The following is an 18,456-nucleotide window of genomic DNA, read 5'->3' as shown; positions in this document are numbered from 1 at the left end:
CTGAACTCGCGGATCGTGCCTCGCAGGCTCTCTCCTGATTCGATGCAACGAATGTCGCGTAATGGCCTCATATGAAAACGGGCGGCGCCTCGGTTGGAGAAGGGCGGCTGCGGTTTTTCATGACGGAGGTGATTGTTTCCATGACGGCAGCTGAGAAAAATCATGTCGACTGGCTCGTCGAACAATCGATGCTCGGCGCTGCCAGGAAGCGCGCCAAGCTGTACTCGGGGCAAGGTCGATTGTGGCAGCAGCCTTACGCGCATACTCGGCCTCGTGACGCCTCGGCACTGTCTTCGGTATGGTTCACCGCGTATCCGGCGTCCATTATTACCCGTGAAAATGGCACTGTGCTGGAGGCGCTGGGGGATGAAACCCTATGGCATGCGCTGTCGAGGATCGGTATTCAGGGCATTCACAATGGGCCGTTGAAACGCGCTGGAGGTCTTTCCGGCACTGAGCACACCCCGACGATTGACGGAAATTTTGACCGCATCAGTTTCGACATCGACCCGCAGTTGGGCACCGAGGCGCAGTTGCAAGCATTGACCCGAATGGCCGCCGCGCACAATGCGGTCGTCATCGAGGATGTCATCCCGTCGCATACCGGCAAAGGCGCGGATTTTCGTTTGGCCGAGATGGCGTATGAAGATTATCCGGGGCTCTACCACATGGTGGAAATCCGCGAGGAGGACTGGCCGCTGCTCCCCGACATTGCCGAGGGGCGCGATGCGCAGAACCTCACCCCGCAGCAGGTCGACGTACTGCGGGATAAGCATTACATCGTCGGTCAGTTGCAACGGGTGATCTTCTTCGAACCAGGCGTCAAGGAAACCGATTGGAGTGCGACACCGGTGGTGATGGGCGTTGATGGCAAGCCGCGCCGTTGGGTCTATCTGCATTACTTCAAGGAAGGGCAACCTTCGCTGAACTGGCTGGACCCGACCTTTGCCGCTCAGCAAATGGTCATCGGCGACGCGCTGCATGCCATCGATGTCTCGGGGGCGAAAATCCTGCGTCTGGACGCCAACGGATTTCTTGGCGTGGAACGCAAACTCGAAGGTACCGCCTGGTCCGAAAGCCATCCGCTCTCGATCACCGGAAACCAATTGCTCGCTGGAGCGATTCGCAAGGCCGGCGGCTTCAGTTTCCAGGAGCTGAACCTGACCGTAGACGATATCGCCGCCATGTCCCATGGCGGGGCGGATCTCTCCTACGACTTCATCACCCGACCGGCCTATCAACATGCCTTGCTGATGGGCGATGCCGAATTCCTGCGATTGATGCTGCGGCAGATGCACACTCTCGGCATCGATCCGGGCTCGCTGATTCACGCGTTGCAGAATCATGATGAATTGACCCTGGAGCTGGTGCACTTCTGGACCCTGCACGCGCACGATACTTACCTCTATCAGGGGCAGACCTTTCCCGGCGGCATTCTGCGCGAGCACATCCGCGAGCAGATGTACGAGCGCCTCACTGGAGAGCATGCGCCCTACAACCTGAAATTCGTCACCAACGGTGTGTCCTGCACCACCGCGAGCATCATCACGGCGGCGTTGGGGATTCGCGATCTCGACGCCATTACGACGGCAGATGTCCAGCAGATTCGCCAGGTTCATCTGCTGCTGGTGATGTATAACGCGATGCAGCCCGGTGTATTCGCGTTGTCTGGCTGGGACCTGGTCGGCGCATTGCCGTTGCCGGCGGAACAGGTCGAGCATCTGATGGGTGATGGCGACACCCGTTGGATTCATCGCGGTGCCTACGATCTGGTGGATCTCAACCCTGATGCGGCATTGTCGGCCGGCCAGATGCCTCGTCCGAAGACCCTGTACGGCAGCTTGCCAAGCCAGTTGAAAGATCCGGATTCGTTCGCCTCGCAACTGCGCAAGATCCTCGCTGCGCGCCGTGCCTATGACATCGCCGCGAGTCGCCAGATACTGATTCCGGACGTCGAGCATCCGGGGCTGTTGATCATGGTTCACGAGTTGCCGGCCGGCAAAGGTACGCAAATCACCGCGCTGAACTTCGGTTCGACGCCGATCACTGAAACCCTGCACCTGCCCAATATCGCGCCCGGGCCGGTGGTCGACATCATCAATGAACGGGTCGAGGGTGATCTCACGCCTGAGGGCGAATTCACCATTACGCTGGATGCGTTCGAGGGGTTGGCGCTGCGGGTGGTGAGCACCTCACCGATGATCTAGTGTGGTGTTTCAGAAATACCGCACCAGGGCTTGGCAAAGTGAGGTGGTTGATCGCTCAACCACTTCACGGTGTCTCAAGCGCTAGAGACATTCCTGTTCCAATGTCGCGCCGGTTTTGCGCGTATCCCGTTGTTGGGTCATGACTACTCTGGGGGCGCGCATCACTTGCCTTTGCGGTCCTAGGGCCTATTGTCAGGTCGCATCAGGGCAGTGAGCAGAATAGAAGTCACCGGGCGCAGGCATTGATAGTGGCCATCACGTCGCTGAAGAGGCGCCCAATGTCATTCCAGAGCCTGCAGTGTTCAAGCTCCGTGACGCTGCCGGAAGCTCACCTCACTGCCCCTGCCGATTGTTCACGAATCGTGTCTCATGTGATCACTTGAGGGCTATTGATGGGTTTTTCATTGCGAATACTCTCTGTTCATCCGTGACCCGGCCCAACAGAGCGCATCGCAATGAACAGCCCTCGTACCCTCTACCAGAAATACATCGATAGCCACACCGTCGCTACCCTGGACGATCAAGGGCACGTATTGCTCTACATCGACCGCCAAGTGGCCAACGAATACACCAGCCCCCAAGCTTTCAGCGGGCTTCGCGAGGCGAAGCGCGGCGTCTGGCGATCTCGCGCAACGCTGGCGGTCGTCGACCATGTCAATCCAACCAGCCCGAACCGTATTGCGGCCATGCCCGATGCCGGTGGCGCCTTGCAGGTTTCGTACTTCGAAGAAAACTGTCGGGACTTCGGCATCGAGTTGTTCGATGTGCTGGACAAGCGCCAGGGGATCGAGCACGTGGTCGCGCCGGAGCAGGGTTTTATCCTGCCTGGCATGGTGGTGGCTGCGGGCGACAGCCATACCACGACCTATGGGGCACTGGGCGCGTTTGGCTTTGGCATTGGCACCTCTGAAATCGAGCACTTGCTGGCGACGCAGACCCTGGTCTACAAGCGCCTGAAAACCATGCGGGTCACGGTCACCGGCACGCTGGGCATAGGCGTCACCTCGAAGGACATCATCATGGCGCTGATCGAGAAAATTGGCGCCTCAGGCGCGACCGGGTACGCCATCGAGTTCGTCGGCTCGGTCATCAGCGCATTGAGTGTCGAAGCGCGGATGACCCTATGCAACATGGCGGTGGAGGCGGGTGCCCGAGGGGCCTTCGTGGCGCCCGACGAAAAGGTTTTTGACTACGTCAAGTCCACGCCGCGTGCTCCTCGAAGCGAACACTGGCCTGTCGCCGAAAAGCAATGGCGAACGCTCTTCACCGACGAAGGCGCGGTGTTCGACAGCGAAGTCCTGCTGGACGTGGATACGTTGGTGCCGATGGTGACCTGGGGAACCAGCCCGGACCAGGCGTCATCCATCAGTGGCAACGTTCCAGACCCGGCGACCGTCGCCGATCCGATCCTGCGCCAGGGCATGCAGCGCGCCTTGGCCTACATGGGGTTGGAGGCCGGCATGGCGTTAAGTGACGTGCAGATCAGCCATGCGTTCATCGGTTCGTGCACCAACGCGCGCATCGAAGATTTGCGTGACGTGGCACGGGTGGTGAAGGGCAGGAAGGTCGCCTCGACAGTACGCGCGATGATCGTGCCTGGGTCAACCCAGGTGCGTGTCCAGGCCGAAGAGGAAGGTTTGGCCGGGATCTTCCTCGAGGCCGGTTTTGAATGGCGCCAGTCCGGATGTTCGATGTGCCTGGCCATGAACGACGACGTGCTTGCTGCGGGTGATCGTTGCGCGTCCAGCACCAACCGAAACTTTGAGGGACGTCAGGGGGCAGGCGCACGGACCCATCTCATGAGCCCGGCGATGGTTGCCGCTGCGGCCATCCGCGGTCGCCTGACGGACGTCCGCCTGTTGGCCGAGGAGGCTTGAACCATGCAACCTTTTGAAACTGTCACTGGAAAAGCCGCACCTTTGCTCGCGCCCAACATCGATACCGACGTCATCATGCCCAAGCAGTTCTTGAAAGGGATCGATCGAAGTGGTTTGGACAAAGGCGTGTTTTTTGACTTGCGTTTCCTTGAATCCGGCGAGCCCGATCCAGACTTCGTCCTCAACCAGCCGGCGTGGAGCGGGGCCAGCTTCCTGGTGACCGGGCCCAACTTCGGCTGTGGTTCCAGTCGCGAGCATGCGGTATGGGGGCTCAAGCAACTGGGGATTCGTGGGCTGATCGGGACAAGTTTTGCCGGCATCTTCTATGACAACTGCCAGCGTAATGGCGTGCTCGTGATACAGCTTTGTCAGTCGCAGCTGCAGAGACTGGCTCGCGTCGTGAACAACGGAGCCACCGCGACGATCAGCGTCGATCTGCCGAATCAGCGTATCTGGCTAAGTGATGGTTCGGTCATCGAGTTCACCATCGATGCGCTGCGCAAGCAATCGTTGTTGTCGGGGCTGGACGCGATCGGCGCTACCTTGCAGCGGGCGGCGCAGATTCGCGATTTCGAAGCGCGTCACTACGCCGAAAATCCGTGGCTGGACTGAGTTCCCCAGGTGCGCTTGTCAGCCATGGCTGCCAGGCACTCAAACGAGGGCGAGCGTCTTAAAATGCTCCTCGAGGAATTCGACACAGGCGCGTAGCTTGGCGGATTGACTGACCCGTGTCGGGTAGATGGCCCAGACGTCGGCATCCTGGGCATAGGCAGGCAGCACATGGACCAGTTGTCCACTTTCAAGCAGAGGCTTCACATCCCACAAGGAGCGCAGGAGGATACCTGCGTCACTCAAGGCCCAGCGCAACACAATCTCGCCATTGTTCGATGACAGCGGACCGTTGATTCGGATGGATTCTTCAACACCGTCTTTCGTCAGGTTCCAGATGCCAAAGGCGTTGTTGCGCTCCTTGAGCACCAGGCAATCATGCCGGGCCAAGTCATCCAGGGACGTCGGGACGCCGCGCTTTGCCAGGTACCCTGGGGTTGCGCAGAGCACCCTGCGGTTACTCACGAGTTTCTTTCCCAAAAGGTGTTGGGGGAGGTCGTATCCCACCCTGATTTCGAGATCGAAGCCTTCATTGACGATATCGACCATCCGATCGAACACGTCCAGGCGAATCTCCAATCGAGGGTAGAGGTGCGAAAGCGCGGCGATCGCGGGCGCGACATGGTTGCGGCCAAAACCGAAAGAGCTGCAGATATGCAGGCTTCCCTGCAATTGCTGGCGGGCGTCGGTCAGCTCGCTGATGAAGTCATCCATATCCCCCAGCAGTCGAGTGGCGAAGACGCGGACACGTTCGCCGTCGTCGGTCAATGCGACACGTCGGGTTGTGCGGTGCAACAGCTTCGCGCCCAACGCGGCCTCAAGGACGGAGATTCGCTTGCTGACATACGCTGGCGAAAATCCCAGCGCCTCGGCGGCATTACCAAAGCCGTTTTTGCGGATGACGGTGAGGAACACGCGCAGGTCCTCAGGCAGCAAGGATTGTTCTCGGTGGGTAGGTTTGCGTCTCATGACCTGGATTATTCCAATCATATTATCGGAGTCAGTTTGCAATGATGCGCTAAAAGTTCATGCAACCCGTTGCCTGTAAATGCTCATCGAGCATATTCCGGAGACAAGCTTTTAGCACGCCCGCCTGGAAATGAAAATTACGCCGGAGCCTAGGCGCGATATTGATTGGATATGCCTGGAATGGCCGATTTGTAGTGTCATTGGTTAATGATATATGGATAAATTCTGTCCACTTGTCAGCGTAATTTGAGTCTTTATGATTGGCGCACTGAGTACTCTAGAAGAGGTTGTCATGGCGCAGTTATTTGAAGGTTGCGTAAAAGTGATCGTGCCCTGTGGTTCATTAGGGGCGGGTGTTCGAGAAGACGAAATCGCTTATGGGTTGGCGGCGGGTGCGCAAGTAATTGCCACGGATGCAGGTTCAACGGACAGCGGCGCGGCCTATCTTGCACTGGGCAAATCCAAGAACAACCGAGGCGCGGTAAAACGTGACCTGACGATATTGATGAAAGCGCAGTCACGATCCGGTGTGCCGATCATTGTGGGTACCGCAGGACAGGCCGGCGGTAATCTCAATCTGGAGTGGACGCGCGATATTGCCTTGGAAATCGCAAAAGAATTAGGGGTGACACCGAAGATTGCTCTCATCTATTGCGAGCAAGACAAGGGCACCATCAAGAAGCTGAACGCAGAAGGTCGTATCACGCCGCTCCCGCCTCATGGCGAGCTGGAAGACGCGACGGTGGACAGTTGTGAACACATTGTCGCGGCTCTGGGAGTTGAACCCTTTATCGCCGCCTTGGACGGCGGTGCCGATATCATATTGGCCGGCCGCGCAACCGATACTGCCGTCATTGCCTGCTATCCCATCTGGAAAGGCGCGCCTTGGGGCCCCTCATGGCATGCCGGCAAGACCGGCGAATGCGGTGTGCAATGCGCCGTCAACCCGACGCTTGGGTCGGGTATCTTGCTGAGTATTGATGCGAACGGCTTCGAAGTAGAACCTTTAAGCCTGGATAACCAGTGCACGCCCCATAGCGTCTCGGCCCATATGCTCTACGAAAACAGCGACCCGTTTCGGTTGGTAGAGCCTGGCGGCATCCTGGACGTCGCCCAGGCGCGTTATACCGATTTGAATGGGCGTTCCGTTCGGGTGGAAGGCTCGCGCTGGGAAACGATGCCCTACACGATGAAGCTGGAAGGGGCCGCTGCCGGTTTATATCAAACGATCATGTTGGTGGGTATCCAGGACCCGGATGTGCTCAATGATGTCGATGGGTTTCACGATCGTCTACTTGAAGCGCTGTACACAAGAACCCGCCAATCCATTCCAGCCGAAGAGTTGGGCGAGTTTCATATTTCCCTGCGCATGTATGGGTGGAATGGCGTCACCGGTGTAACGCCGCCTGCTGGAACATTACCTCCGCCTGAAATAGGTATGTTGTTTGTAGCGACTGCCGCCACTCAGGAGATGGCCAATACAATTGCTCATGCCTGTAATCCCTACTTCTTTCATTATCCCAGTGTCATGGGCAAGGAATTACCTTCGTACGGATTTGCTTTTACACCTGCGGATATACCCCGAGGACAGATTTATGAGTTCAAGTTGAATCACGTGGTGCAACTTGAGAACCCGATGGAGTTGGTCCGTCTTGAATGGATTGAGCTGTCGGACATGTCGACAGCGATGAAGGAGCTTGCACAATGACTAAGTTGCGTGACGTTTGCCGGCATGTTCGATCCAAACAAGCGGGGCCGTTCTGGATTACGTTCGATGTGTTTTTCAACGGGCGCGAGAATTTCGAGCGTTATTGCGATTGTGCGGCATTGTCTCCGGCGCAATTTGCCAGGCTCTACGGCACTGACCCCGAACGGGTCAAGCGCATCGTGGTGCCGAACCTGGAAATGGTCAAGATTTCCTATCCCCGTGCGACGCCACAAGGCGGCATGGTCGAGCGTGACATGCACGCCGGCCAGCAATACGTCCGCTTGCTTGATGTAGTCATCGACTGAGACGGTGGGCGCCACGTCGCGCCTTGACCTGTTCGCCTCATGGACGAGGACTGACCCACCTGTTCAACCCGAGGTAGTTATGACGGACTCGACCGTTGCGATGCGGCTTGCACGCTATGCCCACGCATTCAGAAAACAGCGCTTGCCTGAAGCGATCGTCCACCTCGTACGCCAGCGCTTCATCGACAGCCTGGCGTGCGTGCTGGGTGCCTATGAGGCTGATCCGGTAAAGGCCGCCGTGTGTTATGCCGCCGCCAATACCGCGAAATCATCCGGCGTATTTGGTACCAACCTGCAAACAACGCCGGAAATCGCGGCCTTCACCAATGGCCTGATGGTTCGTTTCCTGGACTATAACGATGGCTATATGGGCCTGGAGCCGGGTCATCCCAGTGACAACATTCCAGCTTGCCTCGCCGTGGCACAAGCTGAAAACGCAAGCGGGGCTGAACTGATTTCGGCCATCGTCCTGGCTTATGAAATCCAGATGCGCTTGCAGGATGCGGCCAGCTTGAACAAGCGGGGTTGGGACCACGTCAATTACATCAACATCGCGATGGCAGCCGCCGCCTCCAACCTGATGAAGCTGGATGTGGCACAGACAGAGCAAGCGATCAACATCGCCGTGAGCGGTCACTTGGCCATGCGTCAGGTGCGCAGTGGGGCGTTGTCCGACTGGAAAGGCTGTTCTGCGGCCAACGCCGCGCGCAACGCCATTTTCGCCGCCCAGTTGGCGCGCCATGGCATGACGGGGCCGTCGCCGCTCTTCGAAGGTGAGATGGGATTCTTCAAGCTGGTTTCCGGACCGTTCGATCTGGATACGGATCGTTTTGCTACGCCCGACAACGGTGATTACGCCATACGACGCTCCCTGACCAAGACATTCCCCACCAATGGCGAGCTGCACACTGCTGTCTGGGCGGCGCTGGACATCCGCAAGCGGATCGAGAGGGTACAGGATATCGCCGCCATTACGATCGAAACGTCCGAATTCAACCGTCGGGTGCTGGCCGATAGCCCCGAGAAATGGTTGCCGAGAACCAGGGAAACGGCAGACCACAGCCTGCCTTATAACGTGGTCCGGGCCTTGCTCGATGGCGATATCACGGTGGGCTCCTATCGCCCTGAGAAGATTGCCGACCCTGCGGCGATTGCCTTGATGAACAAGGTCGGTGTCGTCGAGGACCCGGCGTTGACTGCTCTGTTCCCACGGCACCTGGCCAACCGTGTCAGCGTGAGCCTGGTTTCCGGCGAGCGCATCGTGAGCGAGAGGATCACCGGCCCCGGGTCAGTCGAAACGCCGATGACCGATCACGATTTCGAACGTAAATTCCGGCGCATGGCGATGCCGCATATCGACGCATCGGCACAGGCCGCAGTGCTGGAGTTCGTGGCTGGCCTTGAAAGGCAAACCGAGTTCTGGCCACTGTTTACGGCGATGGCTGTCTCGTAGCCGGTCTGTCGCTTCAAGCGTACCCGCCAAAGGCGCGACCGAGCGGGTTTAGTGACGGGCAGTCTCGGTGGCCCTAGGCAAAGTCCCTACATAATGGGCGCGAGCGCGGGAATCATGGTGCTGGTTGTATTGCTCGCTGGCATGGGCTATCCAACCGATCAGACGACCGACGCCCGCCAATGAGATTTCCTGTCCATGCAACCCCAACTTCTGGCCGATGAAGCTCACCAGAAGGATGAATTCCGGTGGGTATGCCACGAGTTCCGAGGCCACCGAAAATGCTTTCTGCAGTTTTGCGAAGTCGCTGTCGCCCTCGAACGTCGCCGTCAACGCCGCCATTAGATTGCTGGCTCGCGGGTCATTGATGGCATGGACGTGGGGGCCGAAGCCGACGATGTGTCCGTCCTGGCTGTAGCGCTGCAAGATAGGTCGCGCAGGGTCAGCGGCCGAGCAGATTTCCTCGATCATCCGGCTGGCGGCTTCATTTCTGCCATAGGCGATTTTGTGACCCCGGGCTGCGGCAAGTCCGGCAATGACCGCGTAGTAGGGGGTTGCCCCGGTCGTGGCGGCGACACGGACGCTGTGGGTGGTGTGATCCAACTCGTGGTCGATACTGAGGATCAGCAGGCGCCGGATCAGCTCGGCGTACTCCGGTGGAGCGCCACAGGCCTGCGCGATGAACTCGTGCAAGGGTTGCGCACTCGGCTCGGTCGCTCCCACCACCAAGGCGGCAAACCATCTCACGACATCTGCGCCCGTGCGCGCGTAGCTGTCCGTGGAAAGGTCGAAGGCCTTGGGATTTTCTCTTTGCACCAATGGGAAAAGCGCGATGGCTTTTTCCGGGGCGGACATGTGTTCGTAGATCTTCAGCAGCTTGATGCTGTCCCTCGGTACACGGGGCAGTGACGCGCCGAACGCCGACGGCACTTGCCAGATCAATTCGGCGACGTCTTCAACCGTTGCGCGGTCAGCCAGTTCGACGACGTCATGGCCGCGATAGAACAGGCCATCGTCGGTTATCAGCGTAATCGCGCTATCCGAAGGTGACGAGCGCTTGGACACCTGCTTCTCTCCCGCCGGGCGCTTGACCAGGCGCTGGATGTCTTCGGCCCAATATCGGCGCTTGGGCGAACCTTGGATCTTGAGGGAGCGGATATTTTTGCGGCTGACGTAGGCATACAGCGTTGGCAGGCTGATCCCGAGCATGGCTGCCGCCTCTTCTGCCGAAAGATAGAGGTCTTCTTGTTCTGGCATGGTGGATCCGGTCAGGTTGATTGAAAGACGTACATGTTTATTAGATATAGCGTCATTTCGTCAATGTCTGCAAGAGGGCGGTTTTCGTTCGATCCTGTCCTGAGTCGTTTCTCCAAAAGGGTGCGATTGATGGCGGATATTGACGAAAAAAATCAAGATTTACAGGCTTTCAACCCCTATATAGATTTCGGATGAGCAGAAGTTGTTCACATTGATTTTCGATGACTCGATAACAATAAAAACGAGAAGGTGAAACACATGGCTTGGTTAGGTTTCGCAATGGTCGCCACGTTTATGGCATTGATCATAAGCAAGCGACTTTCTGCAGTGACGGCACTTATCCTCATTCCGGTTGCTTTCGGGCTGGCCAGTGGGGTGGGGCCGGAACTGGGTGGGATGGTGATGAATGGCGTCAAGCAAGTGGCGCCCACGGCATTGATGTTGATGTTTGCAATCCTGCATTTCGCGATCATGTTCGACGCTGGACTCTTTGAGCCCGCCGTGCGGCGGATTCTGCGGTATGTCGGCAACGATCCGCTTCGAGTCGTGCTGGGCACGGCCTTGTTGGCTGCCGTTATTTCGTTCGATGGGGACGGTGCGACGACGGTCTTGATTGTCACCACCGCGTTCCTGCCGCTGTACCTGCGTCTGGGGATGAATCCGCTCATCCTGGCGCTGATGCTCCTTTTGACCAATACCGTGGTGAACCTGATTCCCTGGGGAGGGCCAGTCGCCCGCGCCGCCAGTGCCCTTCACCTTGATGTAGCGTCAATGTTCCTGGGATTGGTACCGGCCATGTTCGCGGGTCTTGCCTACGCATTCGTCGTGGCGTTCTGGATCGGCCACAAGGAGCGGCGCCGCTTGGGGTGGACGCCCGGCACCCAGGACGTTGCTCCGCGGGAGGTCTCCCTGCCGACCGTGCAATCCGATACACAGCGGCCGAAGCTTTTCTGGGTAAATCTGGCGCTCACCGCAGGGCTCATGTACGCCATGGCAACTGGGCTGGCACCTCTGCCGGTATTGATGATGGTGGGGTTTTCCCTGGCCTTGCTGATCAACTATCCGCGTTTGTCGGAACAGAAAGCGCGGGTCGCGGCCCATTCTGAAAGTGTCCTGATGGTCATCGCCCTGATCTTCGCTTCAGGTGCGTTTACCGGGATCTTGTCAGGCACCGGAATGATCGATGGCATGTCGGCGAAAATCGTCCAGCTGATTCCCGACGGCGGCGGACAGTACTTCGGCATCATTACCGCACTGGTCGCCTTGCCGCTGAATTTCCTGTTGTCCAACGACGCGTTTTTCTTCGGGATCTTGCCAGTACTGGGAGCGGCAGGTGCCGAGTACGGTATCGACCCGATGCACATAGGCCGCGCGGCGGTACTGGGGCAACCTGTCCATGCACTCAGTCCGTTGGTGGCCGCGGTATATCTCATCAGCGGGATCATCAAGCGCGACATGGGGGACATGCAACGCTACTGCCTGCTCTGGGCCATCGGCAGCAGCCTTGTCCTGATTGTGACAGCTGTTATTACACGGGCAATTATCTGATCCATTAGTTCGCTGTGCCGAGTTTGAATGACGCCCAGTCGCGTCTGCTCACGTCAAAATAAAAATAATAGATGAGGTGGTCGATGAAATCGATTAACGCCGTCGCGATGACGTTGCTGTCGACATTGTTTATGTCTGAAGTTTGTCTTTCGGCAACGATCAGTAATCCGGACAGGTTCCAGCATGAAGGGAAGTTGAACGCCTATCTTCGATCGATGTATATCAATACACGAATATCCAACGACTTGATCGAGGATCGTTTTGGTGGTTTCCCGGATGGTGCCGAATTGGGAGGGACAGGGGTTGGCGCGATCCTGGACTATAACTCCAGCTATTGGGCCGGCGTTGCAGGGTTTGATGCCTCGTTGTATGGCGTAGCGATGATTGATTCGAAAGATAATGGACGGGATTTGTTTGATGATACCGATGGCACTAACGGTGGCTTCGCCAAAGTTGGCCAGAGCTATTTCAAATTGCGTTACGAGGGCGACGGCTGGAATACCGATTCGCAAATAGGCCGGGGTCGGTTCGATGCAGGGACGTTGGTCACGCTCGACACTCGGATCGTTCCAGGCTCTTATCAAGGAGGCCGCGCCCACCTGAATTTTACCGAGATGGGCATTGGTCCGCTGCCCGGTACGTTGGGGTTTGAAACCGCCTACATCAACCGCACGTCTCCTCGCGACCGGGAACACTTCGAACACCTGTTGAGCCAGTCGGGCGAGGAAATAAAAGACCTGTACACCTATGGCGTCAAATACGATTTGAAGGCCATCGAGCTGGGGTACGACCATGGTGTGTCGCGGGACTTCAATGAAAACACCCGTTATGGACTGACGCTGAAAGCACCTCTCGGCGATAAAGCCGGCATTGTATTCGACACTCAATACTATGAGTTTCAAAAAGCCGGGCGCATCTGGGAGCGCGATTGGCAGGCCGGTGAGGCCGCTTATGATGATGACGCGACGTGGCTGAATATTAACTTGGGTTTGTTGCTCGATAAACTTCGCCTGGGTCTTTCATATTCCGAGACAAAAGCCGATCTGAGCAATGGGCAACTCGGCTATGCCTATTTTGATCATGCTGACAATGTCGACGGCAAGATGGACGCCTGGACACGTTCCGGTAACGACTTCAATAACCACGGTGAGCACACTTGGCAAATAGGCGCTGAATATGACTTGAGCGGGCATACGGTGTTAGGGACTTCGCTGGATGGCTTTAAAGTCATGACCATTTACAAACAAGGCAAATTCGACGCCACCGATCCTTTCAGCGGCCGGCGCACTGACGTACACGAACGGCAGAGTGAATATCGTCTCTATTATCGCTTCGACGAAAAGGATTACGCCGGACTTTCAGTGGGCTTGATTTATATCGATTACCGAATCGACCAGGACTTTGTCGCCCTTGTGTCCGCTCAACCCGACAACGTGGTGAGCGGTTCGGAAGCCCGGGTGTATGTGGACTACGCATTTTGATTGCCTGGCAAATTCATCGGGAGGCCAGTGATGTCTGAACCTTGCCATACCATAGTGGTTACACAGCGCTTCTTCGATTCGGAAACCGTGCACTTCCTGCAGAGCCATGGCTGTGATGTTGTTGTCGCGCAACTGGCTCAGGGGCAAGGGGATGGTGACCTGAGCGAACGCCAGTTGATCGATCTCCTGGAAGACGCCGACGGCTGGATCGTTGGGCACGCGAACGTCACATCGAGCCTGTTGAGCGCGCTCCCGCGCCTGCAAGTCATTGCCCGTCGTGGCGTGGGCTACGAGCGGGTCGACACAGCAGCGGTAGAGGCGGCGGGGAAGGTGGCGACCATTGCCGTCGGCGGCAACGACGCCAGCGTCGCTGACCACACCGTCGCGTTGATGCTCGCTGTGTGTCGTCAGCTCAAGCGATGCCAGTCGGGGTTGTCTGCCAATGACTGGTCGATTCCCCTTGGAGGCGATTTGTACCGCAAGACCGTTGGCATCGTCGGCTTGGGCCGTATCGGTCGAGGCGTGCTGCAGCGCTTGTCCGGGTTCGAAGTCACGCCGCTGATTCACACCCCTCATCCGGACGGCGCACAGGTCGACGGCATCCCCCGAGGTTGCTTTGTCGACCTGGAAACGCTGCTCGAGGAAAGCGATTTCATCTCCCTGCATGCTCCGCTCAGCCCGCATACCCACGGCCTGATCGATAGCCGCGCGCTGCAACGGATGAAACCGTCCGCGGTGCTGATCAATACCGCGAGGGGTGGGCTGGTGCGTGATGCGGACCTGCTATGTGCCCTGCGGCAAAACCGGTTGGCCGGGGCAGGGCTCGACGTCTTTGAAAGCGAGTCGGATCCGCTGCTTTCGACCGTGACCGAACAACTCATCCAGCTCCCGAATGTGATCGTGACGCCCCATGTTGGCGCTTCCACGGTCGAGGGGCTCAATCGTACCAATCTGATTGCCGCGCAATGTGCGGTGGCCGTCCTGGAGGGGGGGAATCCGCCGGGCCATTGCGTCATCGCTGACGGACGTCGTTCTACGGGCTTGAAGGAGAATCCATGAATATTTCGATCAAAGTGCTGACGCCCACGGGCGCCATTGGCACCGGTTTTCCACGGGCGGCGTTTGATCAGGCGTTGCTGGAACGACCGGACGTGATTGCAATGGACGCGGGGTCCACCGACTCCGGTCCGCATTACCTGGGCACCGGTACGACCAAGGCTTCGGCCACGATACTGCGGGCCGAGTTGCGCGTGTTCATGCAGGCGCGGGCAGCGCTGGGCATCCCGCTGATCATCGGCAGCTGCGGCACCTGTGGTTCCGACGCGGGGGTCGATCTGATGCGGGTCCTGTGCGAGGAAATCGCCGCCGAACTCGGTCAGGTCGTACGCATCGCGAGCCTCTACAGCGAACAACCGGCAAGCGTCGTGAAACAAGCGCTGGCGCAGGGGCGCATCAGGCCCTTGCAACTGGATCATATCGACGATGCAATGGTCGAGCGCTGCTCGCGTATTGTCGCGCTGATGGGCGTGGAGCCCTTCATTCATGCGCTTGAAGCCGGTGCGGATATTATCTTGGCGGGACGCTCCACGGACACGGCGGTGATGGCTTCGCTGCCCATCCTGCGCGGGGCCCATCAGGGCGCGGCGTGGCATGCCGGAAAGATTCTGGAGTGCGGCGCTTCCTGCACGACGACGCCCGCCAACGCAGTGGTGATGGCAACGATCGACGACACGGGATTCACCATCAAGGCCATCGGCGAGGGCGCACGGCTCACGCCACGATCGGTCATGGCCCACATGCTGTATGAAAACAGCAACCCTTATGTACTCGTCGAGCCCGGTGGCGTACTGCACGTGGAAGGGGCGGTCTACACCGCGTTGGACGAACAGACCGTGCGGGTCGAGGGCTCGGTCTGGAAGCCCAGCGAAGACTACACCGTCAAGTTGGAAGGGGCGGCGCCATGCGGCTTCCAATCGGTGGTCATGAGCATTGTCCGGGATCCGGAATACGTCGAGCGCTTCGATGAGTGGCTTGCCTACCTGGATTCGGTCATGCGCCAGCGAATTGAAAAACACCTGGGCATCGGCGCCGATGACTACGACTTGCAGTTCCGCGCTATCGGCAAGAACGCAGCCTTGGGAGCGCTTGAGTCACGGACGGGGACACCTGTGGAAATCGGCGTCATGGCGATAGCCACGTCGGCGACCGCTGAGCGCACCCAGGACATGGTCGCGTTGCTCAACCCCTACCTGCTGCACTTTCCGTTGCCCGGCGACAAGGACCTGCCGACCCATGCATTTCCTTTCTCTCCGGCCTCGATGGACCGGGGCGTGGTGCATGAGTTCGTGCTCAGCCATGTGATGGTTGTGGCGGACCCGTTGGCACCTTTCCGGTTTGCGTTCAAAACAGTCGAGGGCGCATGAGATGAATACTCTGCAAGCATGGGGTTATGAAATCCGTTCCAAGAACGCCGGGCCCTTCTCCCTGACTATCGATGTGTTCTGCAAAGACTCGACCACCTTCGCGCAACTGGCCATGGAGCCAAAGCTGCAAGGGCCGGCTATCGCAGAGCTGTTCCGCAGGCCTGCGGAGTCGATCAGCGTTTTCCCCATCGAGGCGTTGAATGTGATCAAGATCAGCATGCCGCGTCCGGTGGTGCAGGGCGCCTTGCAGGACCGGGACATGCACGGGGCTCAGTGGGCGTTCATCCTGCTGGACGCGCTTGGCGCCGACGAGGACGACCGGCCATGAGTGGCGTTGAAAGCTTGTCGGCGGATTCACCTCCGCCGGTTCACCCAGATCTGATAGCCGTGGCCACGGCGCTGCGCGAACAAGGGTTGCTGCCGGTTGTTCATGGGGAAGTGCACAGTGTCCGGGCGCAATTGGAACGGATCAATGCCTGGGCGGCACGGCGCAGCGTGCCGCTGTCCTATGAGCGCACCTTGGGGTTTGCCGTCGATGGCCGAACGGTGCCCTGCAAGCTCTATTGGCCGGAGGGCGATGAGACGCCTTGCTTGATGTTCTACTGTCATGGCGGCGGGTTTCGCCACGGTTCGCTCGCTGGCTGGGATGCGCCGCTGCGCCAGCTGGTGCGTGACAGTGGCCTGGCGGTGTTGTCCATCGACTACGCGTTGTCGCCGGAATATCGTTTTCCGGTGGCGTTCAACGAGGTGGTGTCGATCGTCAACCGGGTCATCAAGCTGGGGGCGATCACCGATTGCCCGGTACGTGGTTATGCCCTGGGCGGTGATTCGGCAGGCGCCAACCTGGCCTTGGGGGCTGCGCTTGCGCTACGCGATGCGGGGTTTGATGCGCTGCAACAGTTGGTGCTGTTCTACGGTAGCTACTCGCGCGACATGAACTCCGATTCGTGGCAAAGGCTGGGTGGATACGGAGGGCAGAATCTGTCGGTCGAGACCATGAGCGCCTACTGGGCGAGCTACCTGCCTAATGACGAAGATGACTGGCGAGTGCAGCCGATCATCGCTGACTTGGCCGGCCTGCCACCGGTGCGATTGGTGGTTGGCGCGCTGGACCCGTTGCTGGATGAAAACCGTAAGCTGGCGGACCGGTTGGAAAGCGCGGGCGTGACGAAGAGTCTGCACGTGCTCGCGAACATGACCCACGGATTTATCCGCTTCAATGAGGTGGCCCCTGTCGTGGGCAATGTCATTGCTGTGCAAGGCAGCGCTTTACGCAAGGCACTTTCCGCTCAGGTGAACTGCCTATGAACCTGTCCCGAATCGCGGGCTTTGCACGCATCTGCATCGGCTCATTCGTCGTTATGGCAGCCAATGCCGTGGCGGCAGGCACGCTTCCCGTTGGCCCAGACGCGGGAGACGGGGCGCTGTCGGCGTTTTACCGCTGGCCTGAAGCAATGCCCGCATTGCCCGGTGTGCTGCTGCGAAGCGAGACGCTGGCGGTGCAGCCGCAGATGCCCGCGGCCGCGCAGGCTTTGCGCCTGCTCTACAGCTCAACCGACGAGCGCTGGCATTCCGGACTCATTGCAGTCAGCGGGGCGTTGTACCTGCCGTTTGGAAATCCACCCCCGCACGGCTGGCCACTGCTGGCCTGGGCCCACGGGACGCTGGGGATTGCCGATGCCTGCGCACCGTCCTGGACCGGCTTGCGAGACCGTGATGCGACGTACATCAATCGCTGGTTGGCCCATGGTTTTGCTGTTGTCGTCACCGATTATCAAGGCCTGGGAGGACCCGGACCGCATCCCTATACATTCTGGCAGGCCGAAGGACGCTCTGTTCTGGACTCGATTCGCGCGGCCCGTTCGATCAGGCCCGGGCTGATAGCCAATCACACGATCCTGGCCGGGCAATCCCAGGGGGGAGGGGCAGCGCTGGGCGCGGCGATCCTTGCCGGTGGCTACGCGCCGGAGCTGCCTATCCGCGGCGCGGTAATCACGGCCCCGAACAGCACATTTCCCCATGGACCCATTGCGCTGGCGCCGCGCCAGTCCAATACGGTGTTCCTGGAACTGGCCTCCGGTGGCCTGCGCGAGGGCGGGCCAAGGGTAGAGGACATCCTGACGGCCAAAGGTCTTGAACTGCTGAGTGTTGCCCGGCAGGGCTGTACCCGTGACATTGCGCTCAAGTCCAAAGCGTTGCAGATCGGTTCGTTTGCCGAACTTCTGACCGTGCCCCTCGAAACGTTGAATACCGCGCGTATCCCGACGACCGACATGCCCCAGGCATCGATCGCCTTTCCGTTATTCATTGCCACCGGCATGGCTGATCGAACGATTGTGCCTGTGCGACAGTATGCGGTCGCGGCGGCGCTGTGTGCTGCCGGTAATCATGTTACCTGGCGGACTTACGAAGGCCTGGGGCATGACGGGGTGCTGCATGGTTCATTGGGCGATGCATTTGCCTTCGTCGGTGCCCGGCCCGACGGTCAGGGCCACGGTTCGAATTGCTTTGCTTTGCAGCGACCCGGTCCGCCGGGTGAGCGGGATGCAAAAGCGCCGTTCAATGACGACTGAAATGCGCCCTATCGGAGCCTGCAGTTTCGTCGCCGATACGCTGATCCTG

General features: G+C 58.8%; 15 protein-coding genes. 13 read left to right on the top strand and 2 right to left on the bottom strand.

The window, feature by feature from the left end; all coding sequences use genetic code 11:
• Window positions 1–140 precede the first annotated feature (140 nt).
• From treS to leuD, 3 genes are all read left to right on the top strand, one after another.
• Window positions 141–2,207 carry a maltose alpha-D-glucosyltransferase gene (gene treS / locus N005_RS24265; RefSeq protein ID WP_047704137.1) on the top strand — a complete coding sequence of 689 codons (2,067 nt, stop codon included), beginning with the start codon at window positions 141–143 and terminating at the stop codon, window positions 2,205–2,207.
• A gap of 455 nt (window positions 2,208–2,662) precedes the next feature.
• Entirely contained in the window at window positions 2,663–4,084 is a 1,422-nt protein-coding gene (gene leuC / locus N005_RS24260) for a 3-isopropylmalate dehydratase large subunit (protein ID WP_047703513.1), read from the top strand.
• 3 nt (window positions 4,085–4,087) lie between these two features.
• Complete coding sequence (gene leuD / locus N005_RS24255) at window positions 4,088–4,696, top strand: 3-isopropylmalate dehydratase small subunit (protein WP_047703512.1); 609 nt, start codon at window positions 4,088–4,090, stop codon at window positions 4,694–4,696.
• 39 nt (window positions 4,697–4,735) lie between these two features.
• Here leuD and N005_RS24250 read toward each other — a convergent pair whose 3' ends face one another.
• A complete protein-coding gene (locus tag N005_RS24250; protein ID WP_047703511.1) occupies window positions 4,736–5,662 on the bottom strand; it encodes a LysR substrate-binding domain-containing protein in 927 nt (308 codons plus the stop codon).
• A 256-nt stretch (window positions 5,663–5,918) separates the two neighbouring features.
• Between N005_RS24250 and N005_RS24245 the strand changes: the two genes are divergently transcribed.
• The 3 genes from N005_RS24245 (at window position 5,919) to N005_RS24235 (ending at window position 9,128) form a co-directional block, all read left to right on the top strand.
• Window positions 5,919–7,370, top strand: a complete 1,452-nt coding sequence (locus N005_RS24245) for an acyclic terpene utilization AtuA family protein (RefSeq protein WP_231983242.1) — start codon at window positions 5,919–5,921, stop codon at window positions 7,368–7,370.
• Window positions 7,367–7,675: a DUF4387 domain-containing protein gene (locus tag N005_RS24240; RefSeq protein WP_047703510.1), complete on the top strand. Its 309-nt coding sequence runs from the start codon at window positions 7,367–7,369 to the stop codon at window positions 7,673–7,675. The genes N005_RS24245 and N005_RS24240 overlap by 4 nt, the downstream gene beginning before the upstream one ends.
• A gap of 79 nt (window positions 7,676–7,754) precedes the next feature.
• Window positions 7,755–9,128: an MmgE/PrpD family protein gene (locus N005_RS24235; protein ID WP_174245310.1), complete on the top strand. Its 1,374-nt coding sequence runs from the start codon at window positions 7,755–7,757 to the stop codon at window positions 9,126–9,128.
• Window positions 9,129–9,176: 48 nt separating this feature from the next.
• Here N005_RS24235 and N005_RS24230 read toward each other — a convergent pair whose 3' ends face one another.
• Complete coding sequence (locus N005_RS24230; protein ID WP_047703509.1) at window positions 9,177–10,382, bottom strand: citrate synthase; 1,206 nt, start codon at window positions 10,380–10,382, stop codon at window positions 9,177–9,179.
• A gap of 258 nt (window positions 10,383–10,640) precedes the next feature.
• Between N005_RS24230 and N005_RS24225 the strand changes: the two genes are divergently transcribed.
• The 7 genes from N005_RS24225 to N005_RS24195 all read left to right on the top strand — a co-directional run bounded on the left by N005_RS24225 (window position 10,641) and on the right by N005_RS24195 (window position 18,407).
• Window positions 10,641–11,930, top strand: a complete 1,290-nt coding sequence (locus N005_RS24225; RefSeq protein ID WP_047703508.1) for a CitMHS family transporter — start codon at window positions 10,641–10,643, stop codon at window positions 11,928–11,930.
• 83 nt (window positions 11,931–12,013) lie between these two features.
• Window positions 12,014–13,411 carry an OprD family outer membrane porin gene (locus N005_RS24220; protein WP_047703507.1) on the top strand — a complete coding sequence of 466 codons (1,398 nt, stop codon included), beginning with the start codon at window positions 12,014–12,016 and terminating at the stop codon, window positions 13,409–13,411.
• Between the two features lie 30 nt (window positions 13,412–13,441).
• Window positions 13,442–14,470, top strand: a complete 1,029-nt coding sequence (locus N005_RS24215) for a phosphoglycerate dehydrogenase (protein ID WP_047703506.1) — start codon at window positions 13,442–13,444, stop codon at window positions 14,468–14,470.
• The gene (locus N005_RS24210; RefSeq protein ID WP_047703505.1) at window positions 14,467–15,834 is read left to right on the top strand and encodes an acyclic terpene utilization AtuA family protein; all 1,368 of its coding nucleotides are present in this window, start codon (window positions 14,467–14,469) and stop codon (window positions 15,832–15,834) included. The genes N005_RS24215 and N005_RS24210 overlap by 4 nt, the downstream gene beginning before the upstream one ends.
• A 1-nt stretch (window position 15,835) precedes the next feature.
• A complete protein-coding gene (locus tag N005_RS24205) occupies window positions 15,836–16,162 on the top strand; it encodes a DUF4387 family protein (protein ID WP_047703504.1) in 327 nt (108 codons plus the stop codon).
• Window positions 16,159–17,142: an alpha/beta hydrolase fold domain-containing protein gene (locus N005_RS24200; RefSeq protein ID WP_047703503.1), complete on the top strand. Its 984-nt coding sequence runs from the start codon at window positions 16,159–16,161 to the stop codon at window positions 17,140–17,142. The genes N005_RS24205 and N005_RS24200 overlap by 4 nt, the downstream gene beginning before the upstream one ends.
• On the top strand, window positions 17,139–18,407 hold the full coding sequence (locus tag N005_RS24195) for a lipase family protein (protein WP_047703502.1): 1,269 nt from the start codon (window positions 17,139–17,141) through the stop codon (window positions 18,405–18,407). The genes N005_RS24200 and N005_RS24195 overlap by 4 nt, the downstream gene beginning before the upstream one ends.
• Window positions 18,408–18,456 lie beyond the last annotated feature (49 nt).

Source organism: Pseudomonas mediterranea CFBP 5447 (genome assembly GCF_000774145.1).
Lineage (GTDB): Bacteria > Pseudomonadota > Gammaproteobacteria > Pseudomonadales > Pseudomonadaceae > Aquipseudomonas > Aquipseudomonas mediterranea.
Note: the sequence above shows the minus strand (reverse complement) of the source record. Positions and strands in the feature narration are given on the sequence as shown.

Coding starts and splice junctions, on each gene's coding strand:
- treS (WP_047704137.1), top strand. CDS start 141: ATGACGGCAGCTGAGAAAAATCATGTCGACTGGCTCGTCGAACAATCG.
- leuC (WP_047703513.1), top strand. CDS start 2,663: ATGAACAGCCCTCGTACCCTCTACCAGAAATACATCGATAGCCACACC.
- leuD (WP_047703512.1), top strand. CDS start 4,088: ATGCAACCTTTTGAAACTGTCACTGGAAAAGCCGCACCTTTGCTCGCG.
- N005_RS24250 (WP_047703511.1), bottom strand. CDS start 5,662: ATGAGACGCAAACCTACCCACCGAGAACAATCCTTGCTGCCTGAGGAC.
- N005_RS24245 (WP_231983242.1), top strand. CDS start 5,919: ATGATTGGCGCACTGAGTACTCTAGAAGAGGTTGTCATGGCGCAGTTA.
- N005_RS24240 (WP_047703510.1), top strand. CDS start 7,367: ATGACTAAGTTGCGTGACGTTTGCCGGCATGTTCGATCCAAACAAGCG.
- N005_RS24235 (WP_174245310.1), top strand. CDS start 7,755: ATGACGGACTCGACCGTTGCGATGCGGCTTGCACGCTATGCCCACGCA.
- N005_RS24230 (WP_047703509.1), bottom strand. CDS start 10,382: ATGCCAGAACAAGAAGACCTCTATCTTTCGGCAGAAGAGGCGGCAGCC.
- N005_RS24225 (WP_047703508.1), top strand. CDS start 10,641: ATGGCTTGGTTAGGTTTCGCAATGGTCGCCACGTTTATGGCATTGATC.
- N005_RS24220 (WP_047703507.1), top strand. CDS start 12,014: ATGAAATCGATTAACGCCGTCGCGATGACGTTGCTGTCGACATTGTTT.
- N005_RS24215 (WP_047703506.1), top strand. CDS start 13,442: ATGTCTGAACCTTGCCATACCATAGTGGTTACACAGCGCTTCTTCGAT.
- N005_RS24210 (WP_047703505.1), top strand. CDS start 14,467: ATGAATATTTCGATCAAAGTGCTGACGCCCACGGGCGCCATTGGCACC.
- N005_RS24205 (WP_047703504.1), top strand. CDS start 15,836: ATGAATACTCTGCAAGCATGGGGTTATGAAATCCGTTCCAAGAACGCC.
- N005_RS24200 (WP_047703503.1), top strand. CDS start 16,159: ATGAGTGGCGTTGAAAGCTTGTCGGCGGATTCACCTCCGCCGGTTCAC.
- N005_RS24195 (WP_047703502.1), top strand. CDS start 17,139: ATGAACCTGTCCCGAATCGCGGGCTTTGCACGCATCTGCATCGGCTCA.